The following is a 24,293-nucleotide window of genomic DNA, read 5'->3' on the forward strand; positions in this document are numbered from 1 at the left end:
GAGCTTACGCCATCGGCGACCTAACGTCACCCACAAGCGGGTTCACGCCGTCATCCGTTGGGCGCAGCCATCCTCGGCCATGATGGCGATTTACAGGCGGCTTGCTCCTGCTAGCTTGAACCAAGGTTAATCCACAGGGGCCTCGAATGACGTCAGCATCCTCCGCCATCGCCACGCCGAACGACCTCGAGGCCTACTGGATGCCGTTCACGGCCAACCGGTCGTTCAAGAAGAACCCGCGCATGGTCGCCCGCGCCGAGGGGATGTTCTACTACACGCCCGACAACAAGCCGGTCATGGACGGCACCGCCGGCCTGTGGTGCTGCAATGCCGGCCATGCCCGCGAGCCGATCATCCAGGCGATCCAGGCGCAGGCGCGCGACCTCGACTATGCCCCGTCCTTCCAGTACGGCCACCCCAAGGTCTTCGCCGCCGCGGCCCGCATCGCGGCGCTGGCGCCGGGCGATCTCGACCATGTCTTCTTCGCCGGTTCCGGCTCGGAAGCGGCGGATTCCGCTCTCAAGATCGCGCTGGCCTACTGGAACGTTTCGGGCAAGGCCGCCAAGACCCGCCTGATCGGGCGCGAGCGCGGCTATCACGGCGTCGGCTTCGGCGGCATCTCGGTCGGCGGCATGTCGAACAACCGCAAGTTCTTCGGCTCGCTGCTCACCGGCGTCGACCATCTCGCCCATACCTATGACCGCGAGAAGCAGGCCTTCAGCAAGGGCGAGCCGGAATACGGCGCGCATTTCGCCGATGACCTGGAGCGCATCGTCGCGCTGCACGACGCCTCGACCATCGCCGCCGTGATCGTCGAGCCGATGGCGGGCTCCACCGGCGCGCTGCCGCCGCCGAAGGGCTATCTCAAGCGCCTGCGCGAGATCTGCGACAAGCACGGCATCCTGCTCATCTTCGACGAGGTCATCACCGGCTTCGGCCGCCTGGGCTTCGCCTTCGCGGCCGAGCGCTACGGCGTGGTCCCGGACATGATCACCTTCGCCAAGGGCGTCACCTCCGGCACCGTGCCGATGGGCGGCGTGATCGTGCGCAAGCATATCTACGACGCCTTCATGGGCGGCCCGGACAACGTGATCGAGCTGTTCCACGGCTACACCTATTCGGGCCATCCCCTGGCGGCGGCCGCCTGCCTGGCGACGCTCGACATCTACCGCGACGAAGGCCTGTTCGAACGGGCGCGGGCGATGGAAGGGGCCTGGGCCGATGCGGTGATGAGCCTCAAGGGCGAGCCGAACGTCGTCGATATCCGCACGCTGGGCATCGTCGGCGCGATCGACCTTGCGCCGCGTGCCGACGGCATCGGCAAGCGTGCCTTCGAGGCGATGGACCGCCTGTTCCGCGATGAAGGACTGATGGTGCGGACCGCGGCCGACACCATCGCCTTCTCGCCGCCGCTGATCATCTCGGAAGCGCAGATCGAAGAGCTGATCGGCAAGCTGCGCCGGGCGATCCGTTCGGTCGCGAACTAGGCTCAAGCCAGAACGCCGGCGTGACCAGCCGCAGAAGACAGAAGGCCCGCCTCCCCCGGGAGGCGGGCCTTCGCACTTTTGTCAGCGCGCGACGCGCCAGGCGATCAAGAGAGCGAGCAAGGCCGGCACGGCGAAGACCAGAACGAGGATCGGCAGCTCATCACGCACGGAATAGCCCGCCTTGGTGACGCCGACCCACATGTTGACCAGCGCGACCGCAAGCCAGACCGGCACGAAGAGCTTGGCGGCGATACCATAGTCTGGCTGGGCTTCGCCCCACAGCTTGCCGAAGAGCAGGAACAGGCCCAGCAGCACCACGCCGCCGCCGATGACCATCGCCATATGCATATGCCCGCTCCTCACCGTCGAAGTACTGAAAACAGATCCTGCGAAACCCACGACGCCCGAACGCAGGCAGGCGAAGCGCTCCCGCGCTCAACCTCGCCGCAGCTTGTTGTAGCGCGCGATGAGCCTGTCGCGCTTGAGACGTGACAGGCGGTCGATCCAGAAGACGCCGTCGAGCTGGTCGATCTCGTGCTGATGGCAGACGGCCAGCAGGCCGTTCGCCTCCTCGAAATGCTCCGCCCCGTCGAGATCGTGATAGCGCACGCGGACATGGGCGTGGCGCTCCAGCTCGTCGGTAATGCCCGGCATCGAGACGCTGCCCTCGACATGGCGGACGGTCTCGCGCGAGACGCCGTCGAGAACCGGATTCACGTAGGTCCGGACGCTGCCCGGCACCAGCTCCAGCACCACCAGCCGCAGCGACACGCCGACATGCGGCGCGGTGATGCCGATGCCTGGCGCCTCCCGCATCGTCTCGAGCAGATCGGCCGCGAGCTCGCGCAGATCGGCATCGAAGCGCGTGACGGGTGCAGCCGCCACGCGCAAACGCGGATCGGGAAAACTCAGGATCGTCCGCGACGGCATAGACTCGTTCCAACTTCCTGCTTGCGCCCCCGATTCCGACCTTCGCGGAACCGGTTCCAACCGGCAAACCGCTTCCCGATCTTATCCAGAAGCGCATCATGCGATCGAACGACGACAGGCGCTTCGCAGGCCTGCCGCCGCTCCGACCGCAAGCTCACTTCGTGGTGTAGCCGCCATTCACGAGGATGGTCTGGCCAGTCATCCACCAGCCGTCCGAGACGAGGAAGCGGACCCAGGGCACGATGTCCTGGATGTCGGTCAGCCCGGTCTTCGAGAAAGGCGAGAGCGCGGCGGCCGTCTTGTGATAGGCGACCGCGTCGGCGCCTTCCGCCGGATAGAAGAACGGCGTGTCCATCGGGCCGGGGCCGATGGCGGTAACCGAGATGCCGCGCGCGCCGAATTCCTTGGAGGCCGCGCGAGTGTAATGCTCGACCGGCGCCTTGGTGCCGGCATAGCTCGCATAGAAGGGCGTGAAGGCACCGAGCAGCGAGGTCACCAGCGTGCAGACCTTGCCGTTGTCGCTGACCTGCTTGCCCGCCTCCTTGAGGAAGAAGAATGCCGTCTTGGAGTTGACTGCGCTCATCTCGTCGAACTCGGCTTCGCTGATCTCGACCATCGGCTTCTTCAGCACCTTGCCGACGGTGTTCACCGCGATGTCGATCGAGCCCATCGCCGCCTTGGCCTCGGTGAAGAGCTTCTCCATGGCAGCAGCGGAGGTGAGGTCCGCCTGGAAGGCATAGGCCTGCGCGCCGGCAGCCTTGATCGCAGCCAGTGTCGTCTCGGCTTCAGCCTTGGCCGGCGCGCTGTTGTAATGGATGGCGACAGCCTTCGCGCCCTGCGCCGCTAGGTCCTTCGCCAGCAGGCCGCCCAAATTCTTGGCGCCGCCGGCGATCAGAACCGTCTTACCCTTGATGCCGTGATCGGCCATCGCACGCTCCTGTTCGCTTGCAATCGATGGCCACAAGATATCGTCCTGAAATCAGCTATAAAGATTTCGATCAAGACATCACTGGTCAGACATCACGAACAATAGGAAACACCGACTTGGACCGCATCGACCTCTTCCGCATCTATGCCCGCGTGGTCGAATGCGAGAGCTTCACCCAGGCTGCCAAGGCGCTCGGGCTGCCGCGCTCCTCCGTCTCGGCGGCGGTCGCGACACTGGAACAGCGGATCGGCACAAGGCTGCTCCAGCGCACGACGCGGCGCGTCTCGGCGACGCAGGATGGTACGGCCTTCTACGAGCATTGCGCCCGGCTCGTCGCCGATGTCGAGGAAACCGAGGCGCTGTTCCGCCACAGCGCCGCCAGCCCCGCCGGGCGGCTCAGGATCGACGTGCCCGGCCGGATCGGGCGCCTGATCATCGCACCGGCCCTGCCGGATTTCCTCGCCCGCTACCCCGAGATCGATATCGACCTCAGCGTGACCGACCGGGCGAGCAACCTGATCGAAGACGGCATCGATTGCGTGCTGCGTGTCGGCCCCTTGAGCGATTCAGGACTGATCGCGCGCTCGGTCGGGGAATTGCCGCTGATCAATGTCGCCAGCCCCGGCTATCTCACGGCGTATGGCACGCCCCGTCATCCCGGCGAACTCGACGGGCACAGGGCCGTCAACTACGCTTCGCCGACGACGGGGCGGATCGAGCCCTGGGAATGGCTGGAGGATGACGCGCTTCACGGCCGCGCCCTGCCCGGCCGCGTCACCGTCAACAGCGCCGAGGCCTATATCGCCTGCTGCCTCGCCGGACTCGGCCTGATCCAGATCCCGGCCTATGACGTCACCGAGCATCTGGCTTCCGGCGAGCTCGTCGAGGTCATGCCCCGGCACCGGGCTCAGCCGATGCCGATGACATTGCTCTATCCCCACCGCCGGCACCTGTCGCGCCGGCTGCAGGTCTTCGCGGACTGGCTCGTGGCGCTGCTGCGCACGCGGCTCGCAGCTTAAGCCCTGAGGCTCAGGCCGCCTTCTTTTCGGCCGTGCCGTAGAAGCTCTCGCCGGTCTTGGCCATGCGCTTCAGCAGGCGGTTCGGCTTGAAGCGCTCGCCATGGGCCTTGGCCAGCTTCTCGCAGAGCTTCACGAAGGCAGCCGCGCCCATGTTGTCGATATAAGAGAGCGTGCCGCCCGAGTAAGGCGCGAAGCCGAAGCCGATGATCGAGCCGACATCGGCCTCGCGCGGATCGGTGACGACGCCTTCCTCGTAGGTCTTCGCGGCTTCCAGAGCCTGCGTCACCAGGAGGCGGTGCTTCAGCTCCTCCATATCGACGCTGTCGGGATCGAGCCGCTTGCCGACGAGATCGGCCAGGCCCGGCCAGAGGCGCTTCGGCCCGGCTTCCGGATAGTCGTAGAAGCCCTTCTTGTTCTTGCGGCCGAGGCGGCCATGCTTCTCGACCATGTCGGCGAGCAGCTTCTCCTGCGCCGGGTCGACCGCACTTTCGCCGAGCTGGGCCTTGGTCGCCTTCAGCACCTTGTAGGCGAGATCGACCGCGACCTCGTCATTGAGCGAGAGCGGGCCGACCGGCATGCCGGCCTGCTTGCCGGCAGCCTCGATCATCGCCGGCGGCACGCCTTCCATCAGCATCAGATGGCCTTCGCGGATATAGTTGCCGACGCAGCGATTGGCGTAGAAGCCGCGCGTGTCGTTGACGACGATCGGCGTCTTCTTGATGGCGCGGACGAAGTCCAGCGCCATGGCGAGCGCCTTCTTGCCGGTCTTCTTGGCCATGATGACCTCGACCAGCAGCATCTTCTCGACCGGCGAGAAGAAATGGATGCCGATGAAGTTCTTCGGGCGCTGGCTGGTCTGGGCGAGGCCGGTGATCGGCAGCGTCGAAGTGTTGGAGCCGAAGATGGTGCGCGGGCCGACCACGGCCTCGACCTTGGCGATGACCTCGGCCTTGACCTTCGGATCCTCGAACACGGCCTCGACGATCAGGTCGCAGCCCTTGAGATCGGCATAATCGGCCGAGGCCTTGATGCGGCCGAGCAGCGCATCGCGATCGGCGGTCTTGGCGCGGCCCTTCATGATCTGGTCGGAGACCAGCTTATGGGAATAGGCCTTGCCCTTCTCGGCCGCCTCGATGTCCTTGTCGACCAGCACGACCTCCAGGCCGGCATTGGCGGTGACATAGGCGATGCCGGCGCCCATGAAGCCGGCGCCGATGACGCCGACCTTCTTGAGCTTGGACGGCGGCACGTCGGCCGGGCGGCGGGCGCCCTTGTTCAGCTCCTGCATCGAGACGAAGAGCGAGCGGATCATCGAGGCCGCCTCTTTCGTCCTGAGGATCTTGGCGAAGTAGCGGCTCTCGACCTTGAGGCCGAGATCGATCGGCAGCTGCAGCCCCTCATGGACCGCGCAGAGGATGGCGCGCGCGGCCGGATAATTGTCGTTGGTCTCGCGGCGGTAGATCGCGTTGGCCGGCGGCCAAATCTGCATGCCGGCCGGCGAGTGCACCTTGTTGGAGGGCAGCTTGAAGCCCTTCTGGTCCCAGGGCTGCGTCGCCTGCGGATTGGCCTTGAGCCAGTCCTTGGCGTTCTGGACGATGTCGCCGCGCGGCACGACGGCATGGACGAGGCCGGAATTGCGCGCCGGAAGCGCCTTCACCTGCTCGCCCTTGAACATCATCTGGAGCGCGTCGCCGGTCTGCATCAGGCGGGCCACCCGCTGGGTGCCGCCGGCGCCCGGGAAGAGCCCGACCTTGATCTCGGGCAGGCCGACGCGGGTCGAGGCATCGTCGGAGACGACGCGATACTGGCAGGACAGCGAGAGCTCGAAGGCACCGCCGAGGCAGACGCCGTTGATCGCGGCAGCAAAGGGCTTCCCGCAGGTCTCGAGCTTGCGATAGAGCAGCGAGAGCTTGCGGCTCTCGTCGAAGAAGCTCTGCATCGCGACCGCCTCGCCCTTCTCCTTGGCGAGCTTCACATAGAGGTCGCGCAGGCCCTGGAGCATGGTGAGGTCGGCACCGCCGGAGAAGCTCTCCTTGCCGGAGGTGATGATGCAGCCCTTGATGGCTTCATCGCCCGCGACCTTGTCGACGATCTGGTTGAGCTCTTCCATCACCTCGGGGGTGATGACGTTCATCGAGCGGCCCGGCATGTCCCAGGTCGCAACGGCAATGCCGTCAGCGTCGGTCTCGAAGCGGAAATTGGTGAGGTTCATGATCTCTCTCCCTGCCGTTCCGCTCAGACGCGCTCGATGATGGTGGCGACGCCCATGCCGACGGCGACGCAGAGCGTCACCAGCGCGGTCTGCTTGTCCTGACGCTCCAGCTCGTCGAGCACGGTGCCGAGCACCATCGCGCCGGTCGCGCCGAGCGGATGGCCCATGGCGATGGCGCCGCCGTTCACGTTCAGGATGGCGTCGTCGATGTCGAGCGCCTGCTGGTAGCGCAGCACGACCGAGGAGAAGGCCTCGTTCAGCTCGAACAGGTCGATATCCTTGACGGACATGCCGGCCTTCTTCAGCACGCGCTCGGTGACGTCGACCGGGCCGGTCAGCATCAGCGCGAGATCGGAGCCGACGGTGGCGAAGGCCTTGATGCGGGCGCGGGGCTTGAGGCCCGCCGCCTTGCCGGCCTTCTTCGAGCCGACGAGCACGGCCGCCGCGCCATCGACGATGCCCGACGAATTGCCGGCATGGTGGACGTGATTGACGAACTCGACATCCGGGTGTGCGGCGGTCGCGACCGCATCGAAGCCGCCCATCTCGCCCATCTGGACGAAGGAAGCCTTGAGCGACGCCAGCGCCTGCATGTCCGTGCCGGGGCGGATCGTCTCGTCACGATCGAGGATGACGAGGCCGTTGACGTCGGTGACGGGGATCACCGAGTTCTTGAAGCGGCCCTCGGCCCAGGCCTTTGCGGCGCGCTGGTGCGAGCGCACGGCGAAGGCGTCGACATCGTCGCGGGAGAAGCCGTATTTGGTCGCGATCAGGTCGGCCGCGACGCCCTGCGGCATGAAATAGGTGTCGATGGCGACGCTGGGGTCGACCGCGATGCCGAAGCCCGAGGCGCCCATGCCGACGCGGGACATCGACTCGACGCCGCCGCCGATCGCCATCTCCTTCTGGCCGGACATGACCTGCGCCGCGGCGAGGTTCACCGCATCGAGGCCCGAGGCGCAGAAGCGGTTGATCTGCACGCCCGGCACTTCCTTGCCGTAGCCGGCCTTGAGCGCGACGGTGCGGGCGATGTCCGCGCCGGCCTCGCCGACCGGATCGACGCAGCCCATCACCACGTCCTCGACGAGGAGCGGATCGAGATCGTTGCGGTCCTTGATCGCGCGCAGGGCCTGGGTGCCGAGCTCGATCGCCGTGACTTCGTGAAGCGAGCCGTCGGCCTTGCCCTTGCCGCGCGGCGTCCGGACGTGATCGTAGATGAATGCGTCTGCCATCGAGGGATCTCCCTGGCCTGCCGCGACCCGGCGGCTTGTTGTCGTGCCGGACGTCATGGTCGGGCTTGACCCGACCATCTTCCTATCCGGCGAACTCATCAAGATATGCCCGGGTCGAGCCCGGGCATGATTGTCGTTCGATCAGAACTGCTCGACGCTGAGCGCCATGGTCGTGTCGGCGCCGGAGGTGATGCGCGCCAGATGGGCGGCGGTCTCGGGCAGGGTGCGCTCCATGAAGAAGCGGGCCGTGACGAGCTTGGCGCTCATCCGCTCGTCGGCACCGGCCTTGAGCTTCTCCTGCGCGGCCTTGGCCATCTTCACCCACATGTAGCCGAGCGAGACGAGGCCGAGCAGGTGCATGAAGTCCGACGCACCGGCGCCGGCATTGTCGGGCTTGGCGAGCGCATTGTTCATGAACCACATCGCCGCCTGCTGAAGATGGCCCAACGAAACCTGCAAAGGCCCGAGCAGCGGCTTCAGCGCCTCGTCCTCGGCATTCTCCTTCAGGAAGCTGCCGACCTCATTGAAGAAGGCCATGATGCCGCGGCCGCCGTCGCGGCCAAGCTTGCGGCCGACGAGGTCCATCGCCTGCACGCCGTTGGCGCCCTCGTAGATCATGGCGATGCGAGCATCGCGGACGAACTGCTCGACGCCGGTCTCGGCGATATAGCCGTGGCCGCCGAACATCTGTTGCGCCTTCACGGCATTGTCGAAGCCGACATCGGTCAGCACGCCCTTGAGCACCGGCGTCATCAGGCCGAGCTGATCGTCTGCCGCCTGGCGCTCGGCCGCATCGCCGGAGCGATGGGCGATGTCGGACTTCAGCGCGTTCCAGAGCACGAAGGCGCGGGCGGCCTCGTTGAAGGCCTTGATCGACATCAGCGTGCGGCGCACGTCCGGGTGGACGATGATCGGATCGGCCGGCTTGGCCGGCTCCTTGGCGCCGGTCAGGGCGCGACCCTGCAGGCGCTCCTTCGCATAGGCGACAGCGTTCTGATAGGCGACCTCGGACTGGGCGAGCCCCTGGATTGCGACGCCGAGGCGGGCCTCGTTCATCATCACGAACATGGCGTTGAGGCCCTTGTTCTCGGCCCCGACCAGCCAGCCCTGCGCGCCGTCATAGTTCATGACGCAGGTCGAATTGCCGTGGATGCCCATCTTGTGCTCGATCGAGCCGCAGGACACGCCGTTATTGGCACCGACCGAGCCGTCGGCGCCGAGCTTGTTGCGCGGCACGACGAAGAGCGAGATGCCCTTCACGCCGGCCGGCGCGCCCTCGATGCGGGCGAGCACGAGGTGGATGATGTTCCCTGTGATGTCCTGCTCGCCGGCCGAGATGAAGATCTTGGTGCCGGAGATGGCGTAGGAGCCGTCGCCGTTCGGCACGGCCTTGGTCTTGAGCAGACCGAGATCGGTGCCGCAATGCGGCTCGGTCAGGTTCATGGTGCCCGACCAGGTGCCGTCGATCATCTTCGGCAGATAGGTCCGCTTGATCTCGTCGGAGCCATGGACATAGAGCGCAGCGATCGCGCCCATGGTCAGGCCCGGATACATCGCGAAGGCCATGTTCGCGGCCGAGGCATATTCGTTCATCACGGCGCCGAGCGTGTAAGGCAGGCCCTGGCCACCGTATTCAGGGTCCATGGCGAGGCCGATCCAGCCGCCGCCGGCATAGGCCTGATAGGCTTCCTTGAAGCCCTTCGGCGTAGTGACGCGACCGTCGGGATGGCGGGTGCAGCCTTCCTGATCGCCGGAATGGTTGATCGGCTGGAGGACTTCCTCGCAGAGCTTGGCGCCCTCGCCGAGAACGGCCTCGATCACGTCCGAAGAGGCGTCGGCGAAGCCCGGCAGGTTGTTGTAGCGCTCGATGTTGAAGACGTCGTTGAGCAGGAAAAGCGTGTCGTCGACGGGTGCCTTGTAAACCGGCATCTGATCCTCCCTCTCGTCGCAAAGGCGGCGCTTGATCCCTGTCGCCGCATCAAGATAGTTCACATATAAACAATCTGGACGAAGTTGCAACTGTGACGATACGATTTTGTCGGTCATGCGACAGAGGGCGCACGGCACGGCGCATAAAAAAGCCCCGGCGGAGCCGGGGCTTTGGAGAGATGCCGATGTCATCCCGTGCGCCCTGCGGCATGAAATGCCGCTGGGCTGACACGGGACGGCGCCCTTCAGTGGCGCCGAAGCGCGGCCATTCAGCCCTTCGGCATGCGCGAGAGCGAGCTCTCGAGCTCGGCGATCGCGCCCTCGATCTCGGCGCGCTGGCTGCGTAGCAGCTCGAGCTGCTCGACGATCTGCTCGCGGCTGAGCTGGAGGCCGCCGACGGATGCGGCGGCATCGCCGGCCCCACCCTTCTTGTCCTCGTTGGCGAGCATGGCGCGGATCTCGACGAGCGTGAAACCGAGCTGCTTGCCCTTCAGGATCAGGGCGAGACGGGCCCTGTCGCGCGCCGAATAGATGCGCGTCATGCCGGAGCGGCTGGGCGCGATCAGGCCCCGCGATTCGTAGAAGCGCAGCGTGCGCAACGTCACGCCGAAGTCGCGGGCGAGGTCGCTGATGGTGAAATCGCCGGTCTGGTCGGCGGCGGAGTCGTCGGCGGAGCGGGTTTCATGAATCGAGGAACCCGCCATAGCCAGGCTTTGGCGTGACATGAAAGCTGCAATCCTTGCGATTGGATCGAATCGCCGGCCCATATGGCGGCATCGACCGATACGCACTGATACGGGCGGAGTTCCCGCTGCGTCAGGTAATACGCCCCCGCTGTGGGGTAAGTTACCGTTACATGGCCGGAAAAGCCCCCTTCCCAAAGGGCATTCGGGAAAAATTAACGATCCGGGCCCCGGTTATTAACCCGCTGTTTACCATGCGGGCCAAATGTCGGGAACGCGTATCGGCGTCGTGGCTTCGTCAACGGTATTTTCACGATCAGCCAAGGTTCGCGCGGAGGGCGATGGCACCAGGGGGCCTCGCCGGCCGAAGACAAGGTCCCCTTAGGCGAGCAAGATCATGGCCAATAGCTTGCCCTGGAGCGTGAAGGGCGTCGATCCCCGGACACGCGATGCGGCAAAGGCGGCAGCCCGCCGGGCGGGCATGACGCTGGGCGAATGGCTCGACCACAAGATCCGCGACGAGAGCGAGGAAGCCCTTGCGCCCCCGCCCCCGGAACAGCTCGACATCGCCGCCCTGTCCGAGCGGCTGGCGCGCCTGTCGCAGGGCCGGATGGATACGGCACCGCGTCAGCCGGAGCCGGCCCCGTCGCGCGAGGCGATCGACAGTCTCGTCGGCCAGGCTGCCGCCCTTGAAAGCATGACCCGCGAAGCCAACGCCCGGACCGCCGGCGCGCTGGATTCGATCACCCGCTGGATCGAGAAGACCGAAGATCGCCTGTCGTCGAGCGAGCGCGGCTCGGCCGAGCGGCAGGAGCGCGCCACCAACGTCATCGCCGACGCCATCAAGACGATGGGCGAGCGCATCGCCGAGATCGAGCGCCGCAACGTCGAAGCGCAGCACTCCCGCGCCGAGCAGGCGCCCCGTCTCGCCTTCAGCCGCGAGGGGCTTGCCGCCGCCGTCACCGATATCCGCACGCGCCAGCGCATCCTCGACACCGACGAAGCCGTGGCCGCCCGCCCGGCCGCGGTCGCCCCCGAACGCATCTCGGCCTTGCGCGAGGACCTGCGCGAGCTCGGCTCGCGCCTCTCCTACGAGACCCGCCGCCCGGCCCAGCCGCAGCGGCCGGCAGCGCCGGTGCGCGTCGATACCAGCGTCATCGAGGCCAAGATCGGCCTGCTGGCGGAGCGCCTCGACAGGCTCGACCGGCGCGACCAGTTCGAGCCCCTGCTCAAGCCGCTCACCCGGATCGAGGCTGAAGTCTCGCGCATCTCGCAGGACCGTTCCGGCGAGAGCTACCAGCGCTTCCAGCTGGAGATCGCGCATCTCGCCGCCAAGGTCGATGCACTCGCCACCCGCGGCGGACAGGTCAGCAATCTCGACCCCGTCCGGCGCGACATCGCGGAGCTCCGCGACCTGCTCGGCGCCAGTGGCCCGGACCACAAGCTGGAGAACCTCTCCGAGCAGGTCGCCACGCTCGGCTTCGAGATCGGGCGGCTGCGCGACGTCCAGCCCGACATGAGCGAATTGCGCAGCCTGGCGAACGCGATCGACGACGTGCGCGGCGCCGTGCTGTCGCAGCGCGGCGAGTTCCCCGGCGCCGGCCTGCTGTCCTCGCTGGGCAACCAGATCGATGCCCTCTCGCACAAGTTCGACGCAGTCGCGTCCCAGAAGCTCGACGAGGCTGCGTCCCAGCGCCAGAGCGACTATCTCGTCAGCCGCATCGACTCGCTGCAGCATCGGATCGAGACGCTGGCCGAGCAGGGCCCCTCCGCCGTCACCCGCCAGATCGAGGCGCTCTCCGGCCGGATCGAAAGCCTCGCCGCTTCGAGCCAGCTGACCCGCATGGTCGGCGAGGGCACGGCCACGGTCGATCTCCACCCGATCGAGCAGATGCTGAAGCATCTCGCCGAGAAGATCGACGAAGCCGGTGCGCCCGGCGCCAACGCCGACTCCTTCGATGCGCTCGAGCGGCAGATCTCAGGCATCGCCAGCCGCCTCGACGAGGCGTCCGCCACCCGCTCCGCCGAGAACGGCATGGAGCGGACGCTGCAGGACCTCGTCGTGCACCTGCGCTCGATGCGCGAGGAGACCGCCGCCGAACGCGCCGCGCTCGTGCAGGCTGCGAGCACCGCGGCGCCCGGCAAGGGCATCGCCGAACTGTCGAGCCTGGTCACCGGCCTGCGCGACACCCATGTCTCCTCCGATCGCCAGACCCGCGATGCGCTCGGCGCCGTCCACGGCTCGCTTGAGACGATCATGTCGCGGCTCGCCAGCCTCGAAGCCGAATTGCAGGGTGAGCGGCGCCCGCCCGCCGGCACTCTTGCGGCGGCGATGCGCGGCGACGATTCCGTCGTCCAGGCCAAGCCCGCCCCCGCTCCCAAGCGTGACGGCGCGAGCCTTTCGGTCGGTGCCGCCGCGCAGGACCGTTTCGCCGCGCCGGCGAGCGAGTCCGTCCGCGCCGAGCCCACGCTGCCCACCACGACCGCCTTCGACATGCCGCTGGAGCCCGGCTCCGGGCGCCCGCGCCCCGAGGCTGCGGCCGCCGCCGGGCAGGATGCGCAATCGGTGCGCCAGAGCCTGATCGCCGCCGCGCGGCGCTCGGCCAAGGCCGCGAGCGAGGCGGCCGCCTCCGCCCCCACGCCCGCCGCCGAGCCGGCGGCGAAGAGCCCGAGCCGCATCAAGGAGATCCTGGAGAAGCGCAAGCGTCCGCTCCTGCTCGGGCTCGCCGCGCTTGTCCTCGCGATGGGCACCGCGCATCTCGTCACCACCTCGCTGCGCGGCGACGGCGACAAGAGCGCCAACAACGAAGCCCGCAGCCTGATCGCTCCGCCGGCCGCCCAGCCGGAGGCGCCCGCCACCCCGGCTCAGGCCCCGGCCAAGGACCAGTCCTCGGCTCTCCCCGCCGCTCCGCAGGAGGCCCCGGCCCAGCCGGCCGCCAGCAATTCCGCGCCCGAGCGCTCCATTACCGCAGCGGCTGCTCCCACGGCGCCCGCCGCCGCAGAAGCTCCTGTAGCGGCGCCGCCGGCGGCTCCGGCCGAACAGGCCCAGGTCGTGACCGCGATCGGCGACCTGCCGGTCGGTCTCGGCAGCGCCGGCCTGCGCAAGGCCGCTCAGGACGGCGATGCGCGCGCGGTCTACGAGCTCGCGAGCAAGGCCGCCGACGGCCCGGCCAACCAGCGCGACGCCAAGCTGGCCCTGCGTCTGTTCGAGCGCGCCGCGGTCGCAGGCCTCGCGCCGGCCCAGTTCCGCGTCGGCAACATGTTCGAGAAGGGCATCGGCACGCAGCGCGACCTCGGTCTCGCCCGGATCTGGTACCAGCGCGCCGCCGAGCGCGGCAATGCCAAGGCGATGCATAACCTCGCCGTGCTCCATGCCGAGGGCGTCGCCGGCAAGCCGGACTATGCGATGGCGACCGAATGGTTCCGCCGCGCCGCCGAGCTCGGCGTGCGCGACAGCCAGTACAATCTCGCCGTGCTGCTCGGGCGCGGCCTCGGCGCGCCGACCGACCTCGCCCAGTCCTTCGTCTGGTTCTCGGTCGCGGCGAGCCAGGGCGACGAGGACGCCGGGCGCAAGCGCGACGAGGTGGCCCAGCGCCTGAAGACCGAAGACCTCGCCGCGGCCAAGGGCCTGGCGGCAAGCTGGAAGCCCCGGACGCTCGACGCCGTCGCCAACGAGGTGACGCCGCCGGCCAAGGGCTGGGATGCCCAGCCCACCGCAGCGGTGGCCAAGCCGGCAAAGCCGTCCCGGTCCTGAGCCGCTCCGCGCCACGTCATGCTTTCGACGTGTTGACGCGGGAGTAAGAACGATCGTTTCCTAGGGCGGGCCGGAAGCGGCCCGTCTTTCCATTTCAAGACCTTGTCTTAACCCGGACAGCCTAGTCTGGGGTCAATCAGGCGCATGCAAACGCCCATGCGCCGCTTGCGAGGGGACAGCGTGCAGATCTACCTGCCGATCGCCGAGCTGCCGATCAGCGTGCTGATGGTTCTCGGCCTGAGTGGTGCGGTGGGCTTCATCTCCGGCCTGTTCGGCGTCGGCGGCGGCTTCCTGCTGACGCCGCTCCTGATCTTCCTCGACATCCCTCCCGCCGTCGCGGTCGCGACCGTCGCGGCGCAGGTCGCGGGCTCCTCGATGACCGGCGTGCTGACCTATCTGCGGCGAAAGGCGCTCGACCTCAAGCTCGGCGGCGTGCTGGTCAGCGGCGGCATCCTTGGCACCGTGCTCGGCGTGCTGTTCTTCAACACGATGCGCCGGCTCGGCCAGCTCGAGCTCGTCATCACGCTGTCCTATGTCACGCTGTTCTCGATCATCGGCGGGCTGATGCTCTACGACGCGCTGCGCGCGATGCTGCGCGTCCGGGCCGGCAAGCCGGCGCGCCTGAAGCGGCGCGGCGGCATGCATCCCTGGTGGATGGGCCTGCCCTTCCGCCAGCGCTTCTACCGCTCCGGGCTCTATTGCAGCGTCATTCCCATCGCACTCCTCGCCATCGTCATCGGCTTCATCGGCGCGGTGCTCGGCGTCGGCGGCGGCTTCATCCTGGTACCCGGCCTGATCTATTTCTTCCGGATTCCGCCGGCCGTCGTGGTCGGCACCTCGCTGTTCCAGATCCTGGTGACGATGACCGGTGCGACCGTGCTGCACGCCGTCACCAACCAGTCGGTCGATATCGTGCTGGCCGTGCTGCTGCTGGTCGGCGGCGTGATCGGCGCGCAATTCGGCGGACGGGCGGCACGCAACCTCAATGTCGAATCCTTCCGCCTGCTCCTGGCGCTGCTGATCCTGTCGGTGGGTCTGCGCTTCGCCATCGAGCTCTTCATCCCGCCGAACGAGCCGTTCTCGGTCGTCGTGCCGGAAAGCGCGCGATGAGGTGGCTCTCCGCGCTCCTCGCCGCCCTGTCCATCGGGCTCACGGCCGGCACGACCCGCGCCGAGACGCTGATTGCGGCGATGTCGAGCCACCAGATCCAGATCACCTCGAACTATACCGGCAGCCAGCTCACCGTATTCGGACTGGTCGAGCGCGACGGGCGGACGATCGCGCGCGGCGACCCCTACGACATCATCGTCACCGTGCGCGGGCCCCGGCGGATGCTGCTGGTGCGCGAGAAGGAGCGGCTCGGGCCGATCTGGATCAACCGGACGCAGCGGCGCTTTCCCGACAACCCGGTCTTCCTGCATGTCGCCAGCAACCGGCCGATCGCGGAGATGATGTCCAAGGAGACGGCGCAGCGCGACCGCATCGGCCTCGCCAATGCCGAGCGGCCTTCCGGCAGCTGGGTCGATCTCGATCCCGGCGCGCAGCGCTTCCGCGAGAGCCTGGTCAGGATCATGCAGGCCAAGGACCTCTACGGCTACGAGGAGCGCGGCGTCACCTTCCTGTCGAGCGCGCTGTTCAGCGCACCGGTCGACATCCCCGCGACGGCGCCGACCGGCTCCTACACCGTCGATATCGTGCTCTATTCCGGCGGCGTGCCGCTGGCGCGGCAGCAGACCAATTTCGAGGTGATCAAGACCGGGATCGAGCAGCGGCTGGCATCGGGCGCCTATGACTGGGCCGTCCTGTATGGCCTCGTCACCGTGCTGCTGGCCCTCTTCCTTGGCTGGAGCGCGAGCGTGATCTTCCGGCGCGACTAGAGCATTTTCGAGCGAAGTGGACACCGGTTCGCGTGAAGAAAATGCGTTAAAACAGAAGCCTAGAGAAGCTCAGCATAGGGCAGGAAGGGCGCGGAATCGCCTGCCTCGACCCGCGCGACATCTTCGGCCAGCACGATGAGCCCATCGGACTGCGCCAGCGAGGCGAGCGAGCCCGCGCCTTCGCCGGGATGGCGGCGGGCGACGACGCTGCCATCGACGCCCTGCTCCAGGGAGACGCGCAGGAACTCGCGCCGACCCGGCTTCCTGGCATGGGCGAAGCCCAGCCTGATCGGATGGGCCCGCGGAGGGACATAGGCTTCACCCGCCAGCCGGGCCAGCAGCGGGCGCGCGACGAAGGCGAAGCCGACGAAGACCGCGACCGGGTTGCCGGGCAATCCAACGAAGGGCGTGCCGGCGACGCTGCCGATCGCGATCGGCTTGCCTGGCTTGATCGCCACGCGCCAGAGATCGAGCGTGCCGCAGGCGAGCACCGCATCCCTGACATGATCGGCCTCGCCGACCGAGACACCGCCCGAGGTGATGACGAGATCGCTGCCGGCCGACGCGTCGCGCAATTGCTGCTCCAGGTCTTTGGCCTCGTCGCGCAGGATGCCGAGATCGACGACCTCGGCACCGGCTCGCGCCAGCATCGCGCGCAGCATCGCCCGGTTGGCGTCGTAGATCGCGCCCGGACCAAGCGGCCGGCCGGGCTCGGTGAGTTCATCGCCAGTCGAGAACAGCGCGACGCGCGGGCGGCGCCGTACGGTGACCTCTCCCAAGCCGAGCGCGGCCAGCAGGCCGAGATCCTGCGGGCGCAGACGCCGGCCGGCGGGCAAGACCTCGTGCCCGCGCGCGACATCCTCCCCCGCCAGCCGCAGATTGGCGCCGCGCCTGATGCCGGCGGGGAGCATGACGGCCCCGTCGCCCGCGACGGCATCCTCCTGCATCACGATGGTATCGGCACCCTCGGGAACCGGGGCGCCGGTGAAGATGCGCCAGGCTCCCTGCTCCAGCAGGGCAGAAGGCTCGCCGGCCATCGTCCTGCCCAGCACCGGCAGGCGGGTCGCGGCGCCAGGCGCAAGATCGGCAAAGCGGACCGCATAACCGTCCACCGCGGAATTGGCGAAGGGGGGCAGGTCGAGCGGCGCGATCACCGCATCGGCCAGCACATGGCCGTCGGCCTCGGCGAGCGGGAGCTTCATGGTGCCGGAAACCGGCTGCACGCGAGAGACCGCATCGGCAGCCGCCTCGTCGAGCGTGACGAGCCCGGAATCGGTCCGGCCACCACCCAGCCGCGCCATCACGGTTCCCGCCTGCTTCGGCCGCCTGAGCGCATCGCCGCCCGCTTCCTCCCGATCGATCATCCTTCATCGTCGGCACCGCCTGCGGGGTCAAGCGCCCTGCGGCATGGCGGCGGTTGCCCGCCGCCGAACAGCCGTCCTATGAAGCAGCATGACGACGATGGCCCCGACGGGCACGCCTCCGGATGCGATCCTGCTCGACCTGCGCGGCCTGAAATGCCCGCTGCCGGTGCTGCGGGTGCGCAAGGCGCTGATCGCCGCGCGGGCCGGCGCGCTCCTCGTCGTGGAATGCACCGACCCGATGGCGGCGATCGACCTGCCGAACCTCGTGCGCGAGACCGGTGACATCGTCGAGTTACAGGGGGATGCGGACGGCGTCCTCGTCTTCCATATCCGCAAGGCGGCCTAGCCGCGAGCCAACGGAGTCCAACGACGTGACCGTCTCCCAAGCCGATGTCCTGCGGGCCCTCCAACTGGTGAAGCTGCCGGCGAGCGGGCAATCGCTCGCCGCCTCCGGCCGCATCGGCGACATCCTCGTCGATGGCGGCAAGGTGATCTTCGCGATCGGCATCGACGCAACCGAGGCCGCAGCGATGGAGCCGGTGCGCAAGGCGGCCGAAAGCGCCGTCGGCGGCCTGCCAGGCGTGACGCAGGTTCTGGTCGGGCTGACCGCCGACAAGGCCGGCCCCTCGGCCGGGATGCAGGCCCGCCAGCAGGCGCAGCGCCCCGGACCGGGCGGACCGCCCAAGCCTGCCGGCGTGCCGGGCGTGAAGCAGATCATCGCGGTCGCCAGCGGCAAGGGCGGCGTCGGCAAGTCGACCACCGCCGCCAATCTCGCCGTGGCGCTCTCGACGCTCGGCCTCAAGGTCGGCGTGCTCGATTCCGACATCTACGGGCCGTCCATGCCGAAGGTCTTCGGCATCACCGGCAAGCCGCAGATCGTCTCGGGCCGGACGCTGGCGCCGATGGAGGCCTATGGGCTCAAGGTGATGTCGATCGGCTTCCTCGTCGATGAGGAGACGCCGATGATCTGGCGCGGGCCGATGGTGATCTCGGCCATCACCCAGATGCTGCGCGAGGTCGCCTGGGGTGATCTCGACGTGCTCGTCGTCGACATGCCGCCCGGCACCGGCGACGCCCAGCTCACCATGGCCCAGCAGGTGCCGCTGGCCGGGGCCGTCATCGTCTCGACGCCGCAGGACCTCGCCCTGCTCGATGCGCGCCGCGGCGTCGCAATGTTCAGGAAGGTCGCGGTGCCGATCCTCGGTCTCGTCGAGAACATGAGCTATTTCACCTGCCCGGCCTGCGGGCACCGCTCCGACATCTTCGCCCATGGCGGCGCCCGGCACGAGGCCGAGCGGCTCGGCATCCCCTTCCTCGGCGAGATTCCGCTGGCCATGCCGATCCGCGAGACCTCCGACGGCGGTCGTCCGATCGTCGCGAGCGATCCGTCGAGCGCGCATGCAAAAGCCTATGTCGCGCTGGCGCGGCAGGTGCAGGCCAGCCTCGGCGGCGCGGTCCGGGCAGCCCCGCGCATCGTCATCGAGTAGCCCGCGCCGAAAGCCAACGGCCGCTTGACAGGCAGTCCGATTTGTTCTTTTTTTGTTCTAGATTGAAGGACAAGCCCATGGCCATTCATCGCGCCCGCCATATCGGGATCGGCATCGAGCGGCCGGTGGAGGAGGTCTATGCCTTCCTCGCCGAGCCCGCGAATTTCCCGCGCTGGGCCGAAGGCCTCGGCCATAGCTTCGTGCCGGTCGAAGGCATGACGTGGCGCGCCGAGACGCCGATGGGCCCGATGCGCATCCTGTTCAGCGAGCCGAACAACCACGGCGTGCTCGACCATGCCGTCCTCCCCGAGCACGGACCGGCCATGCACAATCCGATGCGGGTCGTCGCCAATGGCGACGGGGCCGAAATCGTGTTCACGCTGTTCCAGCGCGACGGCATGTCCGACGATGAGATGGCGCGGGACGCGGCCATGGTGACCCGCGACCTCGCGGCGCTGAAGGCGCTGCTGGAAGGCTAGGCGGACGTCAGGATGCGCCTGCCGCCAGCCGCTCGGCTTCGGCAAGCTCCTCCGGCGTGTTGATGTTAAAGAAGGGATCGATCGGCTCGATCACCCATTCAGCGACGGCAACGCCATGGCCTTGCGTCCAGCGGCCGAGCCGGCGCTCGCCTTCGGCCAGCGTCCGACGCAGATCCTCCCGCAGCGCGACCGGCCAGAGGCCGATGGCGTGATGCTGTCGTCCGCCCGAGGCGGCGCAGGCGAGCGGCGTGCCGGCGGCGGCCCTTGCCTGGTGCAGGCGCGCGGCGAGATCGCCGGGGATGAACGGCGTATCGGCGGCGACGCTGAGCAGCCACCCGGCTTGCGGCCGATGAGTTGCGGTCCAGTCGAGCCCGGCGAGGATACCCGCGAGGGGGCCGGCGAAATCGGGCACGGAATCGGCGACGACCGGCAGGCCGAAGCCGGCAAGCCGCACCGGATCGCCATTAGCGTTCAGGACGAGATCGTCGCATTGGCCGCGCAGGCGATCGATGACATGGGCGAGGATCGGGCGGCCGGCGAGCGGCTTCAGTGCCTTGTCGCCACCGCCCATCCGCCGGGCAAGACCGCCCGCGAGGATCAGGCCGATCGTCGGCGCCCCAGCCATCGGGTCGATCAGGCCGCGACGGCCGTCACGGCCTGCACCCAGCGCTCCACCGCGTCTTCATCGACAGGCAGTTCGAGCCAGTCGTCACCGGCGAAATCGCGCCAGGCCGGCAGGAAATCGCGGCGCACGGCGATCAGAAGCGGCAGGCCCGCGAGCGACACCCCCGCGATCTCCTGGCGCAACCCCTCGCCCGCCGCCTCCTGCTTGCCGAAGCGGTTGACGATGACGAGATCGGCGCGCCCGGCCAAGGCGTCGGAAAAGGCGACGGCGGCGGCGGCGAGCCCGGACGCATCGAGATGGCAGCCCGAAGCGCCAGCCCCGAGATCCTGGCTGATCGGAAAACGCCGGCCACTGGCGACATCCTCCAGCGACATCGCCATGCAACGGTCGTCACAGGTCGCGTCATTATGCTGGACGACGCCGCCGAGACGCAGGCCCTGCCGCTTCAGCCTGTCGACGAGCCCGTGCATGAAGGCATCGATCGGAAAACCGCTCGCGAAGGGGATGGCTGCCAGCATGGTCATGCCGGTTTTTCTCACGAACGCCGCCGCTTCGCCAGAGCCCCGGCGTCGCATCGCTTGTGCGCTGCAAGGACGCCAGCGGAGACCATCATGCTCCGCGCCTCCGATTTGACGACGTCAAAACAGCTTGCAGTGTTGCGCCGCACCTACAGTCGGGCGCCGTTCCGCCCGCTAGGGTGGCAGCGGCTCATCCCGGGCGGCCGGGCAGGCCGAGAGGCTGTCAGGACCCCGCCGGAACGCATGATCCGCAACAATGCCCAAGCCCCGCTCGACCCGGCGACCGATGCCGCGCTGCTGCTGCGGCGCATCGGCTTCGGCACGCTGGCGCTCGTCCTGCCCCTGGCCGCGCTGGTTTCGCGCCGGGCCGCCGTCGTGCTGGTGCCGATCGGCATCGCGCTGCTGATCATCGCGACGCTGATCGAGGAGCCGCGCAAGTTCGTCGGCACGCTCCGCGCGCTTCTGGTCAGCCGCCCCGGCATGATCCTGCTCGGCCTGATCGCCTGGGCCTTCCTGTCGCTGATCTGGAGCCCGTTTCCGGGCGCCGCCGTCGAGAAGGCCGGCAATCTCATGCTGGCAGCCGTGCTCGGTTTCGTCGGCCTCTCCGCCCTGCCCGAGCGGATGCGCTCCTCGAATCTCAATCTCGTCGCGCTCGGCACCGGCAGCGCCGGCATCTTCGCGCTCGGGCTGATCGCTGTGGCGGCACTGCGCCATGCCGAGACGCCGCCCGGCGCTGTCGAGCGCGGCGTCTCGATCATCCTGATCATGGCCTGGCCGGCGCTGGCCTGGTTGCTCTCGCGCGAGCGCGGTCTCAGCGCGCTCGGCCTCGCGCTGGTCGTGACGCTGCTGGCGCTGACCCGCTTCGAGGACGGCGAGACGATCGCCATGATCTTCGGTGCCGTCGCCTTCGGCGCAGTCACCGCCAATCCGGAGCGCGCCACGAAGATCATCGCGGCGATCGTCGCCGGGCTGATGCTGTTCGCGCCAATCCTGCCTTTCCTGATGGCACCGCTGGTCGCGATCCTGCCCGACAGCGCCGACGACTTCGCGCAGATGCTCTCGATCTGGGCCGACGTCATCCGCCAGTCGCCGATCGAGCTGATCACCGGGCACGGGCTCGACACCGTCGTGCGCGGCCAGATGAACGGCACCCTGCCCCAGCCCGCGCCCGCGACCCTGCTGTTCGAAACCTGGTACGAACTCGGGCTGGTCGGAGCAGCAGCCGCCGCCGCCTGCCTCTATTTCGCGATCCGCGCTGCCGGGCGCATGACCGGCGCCCTGGCGGCCGGTGGCGTCGCCGCCTTCACCACGGCCTTCGCGCTCAGCGTCTTCGGCTTCGCGCCGCTGCTGCCCTGGTGGTTGATGACGCTCACCGCCGTGATGCTGCTGTTCGGCGCCATCGCGCGGGGCCAGTATCGCACCGACCGCCCGGCCGTGCCGCTACCGACGCGCCCGGTCAACCATACGCGCCCCAAGGCGAGCCCGCCGCCGGCTCCCTGACGGCAGCCTCGCTCGCCCCCCAGCGGCTCAGCCGGCGCTTGACGGCCGGGCATCCGCCGCGCTCTCGTGCCGCCGAGCCGGAATCGCCGCGGCAGAGGACCACAGCGCCATGACTTTCGACGTCACCGCATTCGACGTCACCCTTGCCGACGTCCAGGCCGCCGCCGCGCGCATCGCCGGCAAGGTCCGCCGCACGCCGACCTATTACAGCGCGGGGCTGTCCGCGCGGCTCGGCGTCGAGACCTGGGTGAAGGTCGAGAGCCTGCAGCTCGGCGGCTCGTTCAAGGTTCGCGGCTGCTACAACAAGCTGATGGGGCTCAGCGACGCCGAACTGGCGCGCGGCGTCGTCACCGTCTCGGGCGGGAACCATGCGATCGCCGTGTCGCTGGTCGCGCGCGCCGTCGGCACGCGGGCGCTGGTGCTGATGCCGAAGGCGACGCCGGCCCTCAACATCCGCCTGACCGAGGAGGCCGGCGGGCAGGTCGAACTCTGCGAGGATTCCGTCGCGGCCTTCGCCAAGGCGGAGGACTACGCCGCGCAAGGCATGACGAATGTCCATTCCTACGATGACCCGGCCATTATCGCCGGCCATGGCACGCTCGGCCTCGAACTGGCGGCCGATGCCGGCGGGCGGCTCGACCATGTCTTTATCTCGATCGGTGGCGGCGGTTTCTCGGCGGGTGTCGGCACCGCGCTCAAGGGCCTCGACCCGGCCGTGCGCCTGCACGGCGTCGAGACGGAGGGCGCAACGACGATGACGCAGGCTCTGGCGGCCGGCGAACCTGTCGCGATCCGGCCGACCTCGATCGCCCGCACGCTCGGCGCCCCCTTCGCGACGAAGCGCACCATGGCGGCGGCCCGGCAATTCCTCGAGGAGATCATCGTGGTGCCCGACGCCGAGGCCGTCCGCGAGCTCGTCTGGGTGCTCCAGAACGGGCGGGTGCTGCTGGAACCGGCAGCGGCCTGCGTGGTCGCCGCCGCTCTGGCGCGCAAGGACAGCTTCCGGCCGGGCGAGCGCGTCTGCCTCGTGCTCTGCGGCTCGAATGTCGCGCTTGAGGATATCGAGGGCTGGCGCAAGAGCTTCGGCGTCTGAACGCCTGTCCGGAACCGGCTATGAACGACCGATCGATCCCGACACTGCAGACGCAGCGTCTCGTGCTGCGCCCGATGACTGAGGCTGATTTTCCCGCCTATGCCGCCTTCCTCGCTTCGCCGCGTGCGGCGGGGCTCGGCGGGCCATTGTCACAGCGGCAGGCCTGGGGGCTGTTCTGCCACGACATCGCCTGCTGGACGCTGTTCGGCCATGGCGGGCTGATGATCGACCGGCGCGCGGACGGCCTCTGCATCGGGCAGGTCGGCATCAGCCATGGCCCGCTCTTTCCTGAGAAGGAGCTGGGCTGGCTGCTCTATGAAGGCCATGAGGGTCAGGGCTACGCGACCGAGGCCGCCATCGCGCTGCGCGACTGGGCGGGACAGGCGCTCGGAGTTGCCGAGCTGGTCAGCTATATCGCGCCGAACAACGCAGGCTCGGCCGCCGTGGCGGAGCGGCTCGGCGCCGTCCGCGACCTCGTGGCCGACAGACCCGACCCGAACGATCTGGTCTATCGGCACAGGCTCGTCGCCGCGCCCCGCTAAAGCGCGCGGCGGACTTCGTCAGTTACTGTTGCGGGCGAGCCGGGCGTAGCGGCTGCGCTTGCTGGCGGAAGCGTAACGGCTGCGCTTGTGGCCGTACCAGGACAGCTCGCGCTCGCCGACATCGGCATGGACCAGACCGTTGGAATAGGTACCGACACCGCCGACATTGTCGATCGCGCGTGCGGCGGCGGCTGCCTTGCGCGAAGAGGTCGCCATTGGCCGGAAATCGATCGCCCGGCCGCTATAGTGCTGCGAGTGGCGGGCGTGGCGGCCCCCGCAGGTCGAGGTGATCTGGATCGGGCCGATCTTCGCGACGAGCTCGGCGATCATCGCCTTCGTCTCAGGCTTGAGGCAGCCGAGACCTTTGACCTGCGGCTGAAAGGAAATTTTCTCGGGCGTGACATCAGCCAGGGCGGCCGCAGGCAAGAAACCACACAGTAACGCAAGCAACGACAAGCGACGCATCATCTACCAGACTTGTAAGGAGGAATTGGAATGGATCAGGCCAGATAATCTCGATGGCCCGAGCGGATGCCGCCTCCGCTAATCGTCAAGCAAGGCCAAATCATGGCTGCAGCCTTTCCAGATTATTTCACTACCGTTACCCAGATCGCTCCGCACCCCTCGCAGATCG

At 68.2% G+C, this 24,293-nt stretch carries 22 protein-coding genes; 11 read left to right on the forward strand and 11 right to left on the reverse strand.

What is annotated here, in order from left to right; translation table 11 throughout:
• Positions 1 to 146 precede the first annotated feature (146 nt).
• Positions 147 to 1,487: an omega-aminotransferase AptA gene (gene aptA, locus WFK61_RS01765; RefSeq protein WP_336809811.1), complete on the forward strand. Its 1,341-nt coding sequence runs from the start codon at positions 147 to 149 to the stop codon at positions 1,485 to 1,487.
• A gap of 81 nt (positions 1,488 to 1,568) precedes the next feature.
• On the opposite strand, the gene WFK61_RS01770 is transcribed toward aptA, so the two are convergent.
• The 3 genes from WFK61_RS01770 to WFK61_RS01780 form a co-directional block, all read right to left on the reverse strand.
• Positions 1,569 to 1,835 (reverse strand): hypothetical protein, encoded by a 267-nt coding sequence (locus WFK61_RS01770; protein WP_336809812.1) that lies wholly within the window; start codon positions 1,833 to 1,835, stop codon positions 1,569 to 1,571.
• Between the two features lie 87 nt (positions 1,836 to 1,922).
• Positions 1,923 to 2,417: a peptide deformylase gene (locus WFK61_RS01775; RefSeq protein ID WP_336809813.1), complete on the reverse strand. Its 495-nt coding sequence runs from the start codon at positions 2,415 to 2,417 to the stop codon at positions 1,923 to 1,925.
• 154 nt (positions 2,418 to 2,571) lie between these two features.
• The gene (locus tag WFK61_RS01780) at positions 2,572 to 3,345 is read right to left on the reverse strand and encodes an SDR family oxidoreductase (RefSeq protein ID WP_336809814.1); all 774 of its coding nucleotides are present in this window, start codon (positions 3,343 to 3,345) and stop codon (positions 2,572 to 2,574) included.
• Between the two features lie 116 nt (positions 3,346 to 3,461).
• On the opposite strand from WFK61_RS01780, the gene WFK61_RS01785 reads away from it, so the two are divergent.
• Positions 3,462 to 4,364: a LysR family transcriptional regulator gene (locus WFK61_RS01785; RefSeq protein ID WP_336809815.1), complete on the forward strand. Its 903-nt coding sequence runs from the start codon at positions 3,462 to 3,464 to the stop codon at positions 4,362 to 4,364.
• A gap of 10 nt (positions 4,365 to 4,374) precedes the next feature.
• Here WFK61_RS01785 and WFK61_RS01790 read toward each other — a convergent pair whose 3' ends face one another.
• From WFK61_RS01790 to WFK61_RS01805, 4 genes are all read right to left on the reverse strand, one after another.
• Positions 4,375 to 6,576, reverse strand: coding sequence for a 3-hydroxyacyl-CoA dehydrogenase NAD-binding domain-containing protein (locus WFK61_RS01790; protein WP_336809816.1), 2,202 nt, complete (start codon positions 6,574 to 6,576; stop codon positions 4,375 to 4,377).
• Positions 6,577 to 6,599: 23 nt separating this feature from the next.
• Positions 6,600 to 7,808: an acetyl-CoA C-acetyltransferase gene (locus tag WFK61_RS01795; protein ID WP_336809817.1), complete on the reverse strand. Its 1,209-nt coding sequence runs from the start codon at positions 7,806 to 7,808 to the stop codon at positions 6,600 to 6,602.
• A 141-nt stretch (positions 7,809 to 7,949) separates the two neighbouring features.
• Positions 7,950 to 9,737 carry an acyl-CoA dehydrogenase C-terminal domain-containing protein gene (locus tag WFK61_RS01800; protein ID WP_336809818.1) on the reverse strand — a complete coding sequence of 596 codons (1,788 nt, stop codon included), beginning with the start codon at positions 9,735 to 9,737 and terminating at the stop codon, positions 7,950 to 7,952.
• Between the two features lie 269 nt (positions 9,738 to 10,006).
• Positions 10,007 to 10,462: a MerR family transcriptional regulator gene (locus WFK61_RS01805; RefSeq protein WP_336809819.1), complete on the reverse strand. Its 456-nt coding sequence runs from the start codon at positions 10,460 to 10,462 to the stop codon at positions 10,007 to 10,009.
• A gap of 355 nt (positions 10,463 to 10,817) precedes the next feature.
• Here WFK61_RS01805 and WFK61_RS01810 point away from each other — a divergent pair, with 355 nt between their 5' ends.
• From WFK61_RS01810 to WFK61_RS01820, 3 genes are all read left to right on the forward strand, one after another.
• On the forward strand, positions 10,818 to 14,174 hold the full coding sequence (locus tag WFK61_RS01810; RefSeq protein ID WP_336809820.1) for a hypothetical protein: 3,357 nt from the start codon (positions 10,818 to 10,820) through the stop codon (positions 14,172 to 14,174).
• Between the two features lie 180 nt (positions 14,175 to 14,354).
• Positions 14,355 to 15,284: a sulfite exporter TauE/SafE family protein gene (locus WFK61_RS01815; protein WP_336809821.1), complete on the forward strand. Its 930-nt coding sequence runs from the start codon at positions 14,355 to 14,357 to the stop codon at positions 15,282 to 15,284.
• The gene (locus WFK61_RS01820; RefSeq protein WP_336809822.1) at positions 15,281 to 16,051 is read left to right on the forward strand and encodes a TIGR02186 family protein; all 771 of its coding nucleotides are present in this window, start codon (positions 15,281 to 15,283) and stop codon (positions 16,049 to 16,051) included. The genes WFK61_RS01815 and WFK61_RS01820 overlap by 4 nt, the downstream gene beginning before the upstream one ends.
• A gap of 59 nt (positions 16,052 to 16,110) precedes the next feature.
• Here the strand turns inward: WFK61_RS01820 and WFK61_RS01825 are convergent, their stop codons facing one another.
• Positions 16,111 to 17,352: a molybdopterin molybdotransferase MoeA gene (locus tag WFK61_RS01825; RefSeq protein WP_442896248.1), complete on the reverse strand. Its 1,242-nt coding sequence runs from the start codon at positions 17,350 to 17,352 to the stop codon at positions 16,111 to 16,113.
• A gap of 151 nt (positions 17,353 to 17,503) precedes the next feature.
• On the opposite strand from WFK61_RS01825, the gene WFK61_RS01830 reads away from it, so the two are divergent.
• The 3 genes from WFK61_RS01830 to WFK61_RS01840 all read left to right on the forward strand — a co-directional run bounded on the left by WFK61_RS01830 (position 17,504) and on the right by WFK61_RS01840 (position 19,381).
• A complete protein-coding gene (locus WFK61_RS01830) occupies positions 17,504 to 17,761 on the forward strand; it encodes a sulfurtransferase TusA family protein (protein WP_336809824.1) in 258 nt (85 codons plus the stop codon).
• A 25-nt stretch (positions 17,762 to 17,786) separates the two neighbouring features.
• On the forward strand, positions 17,787 to 18,902 hold the full coding sequence (locus tag WFK61_RS01835) for an Mrp/NBP35 family ATP-binding protein (RefSeq protein WP_336809825.1): 1,116 nt from the start codon (positions 17,787 to 17,789) through the stop codon (positions 18,900 to 18,902).
• 77 nt (positions 18,903 to 18,979) lie between these two features.
• Positions 18,980 to 19,381 carry an SRPBCC family protein gene (locus WFK61_RS01840; protein ID WP_336809826.1) on the forward strand — a complete coding sequence of 134 codons (402 nt, stop codon included), beginning with the start codon at positions 18,980 to 18,982 and terminating at the stop codon, positions 19,379 to 19,381.
• Between the two features lie 7 nt (positions 19,382 to 19,388).
• On the opposite strand, the gene mobA is transcribed toward WFK61_RS01840, so the two are convergent.
• Positions 19,389 to 20,006: a molybdenum cofactor guanylyltransferase MobA gene (gene mobA, locus WFK61_RS01845; RefSeq protein WP_336809827.1), complete on the reverse strand. Its 618-nt coding sequence runs from the start codon at positions 20,004 to 20,006 to the stop codon at positions 19,389 to 19,391.
• Between the two features lie 8 nt (positions 20,007 to 20,014).
• A complete protein-coding gene (locus WFK61_RS01850) occupies positions 20,015 to 20,530 on the reverse strand; it encodes a DUF2478 domain-containing protein (RefSeq protein ID WP_336809828.1) in 516 nt (171 codons plus the stop codon).
• Positions 20,531 to 20,767: 237 nt separating this feature from the next.
• Here WFK61_RS01850 and WFK61_RS01855 point away from each other — a divergent pair, with 237 nt between their 5' ends.
• The 3 genes from WFK61_RS01855 (at position 20,768) to WFK61_RS01865 (ending at position 23,659) form a co-directional block, all read left to right on the forward strand.
• Positions 20,768 to 22,024, forward strand: a complete 1,257-nt coding sequence (locus WFK61_RS01855) for a peptide ABC transporter permease (RefSeq protein WP_336809829.1) — start codon at positions 20,768 to 20,770, stop codon at positions 22,022 to 22,024.
• A 109-nt stretch (positions 22,025 to 22,133) separates the two neighbouring features.
• Positions 22,134 to 23,117 carry a threonine ammonia-lyase gene (locus WFK61_RS01860; RefSeq protein WP_336809830.1) on the forward strand — a complete coding sequence of 328 codons (984 nt, stop codon included), beginning with the start codon at positions 22,134 to 22,136 and terminating at the stop codon, positions 23,115 to 23,117.
• A gap of 20 nt (positions 23,118 to 23,137) precedes the next feature.
• Positions 23,138 to 23,659, forward strand: a complete 522-nt coding sequence (locus WFK61_RS01865; RefSeq protein WP_336809831.1) for a GNAT family N-acetyltransferase — start codon at positions 23,138 to 23,140, stop codon at positions 23,657 to 23,659.
• A gap of 18 nt (positions 23,660 to 23,677) precedes the next feature.
• Here WFK61_RS01865 and WFK61_RS01870 read toward each other — a convergent pair whose 3' ends face one another.
• A complete protein-coding gene (locus WFK61_RS01870; protein WP_257732379.1) occupies positions 23,678 to 23,989 on the reverse strand; it encodes a DUF882 domain-containing protein in 312 nt (103 codons plus the stop codon).
• Between the last annotated feature and the right edge of the window lie 304 nt (positions 23,990 to 24,293).

Source organism: Allobosea sp. MMO-172 (assembly GCF_037147855.1).
Lineage (GTDB): Bacteria > Pseudomonadota > Alphaproteobacteria > Rhizobiales > Beijerinckiaceae > Allobosea.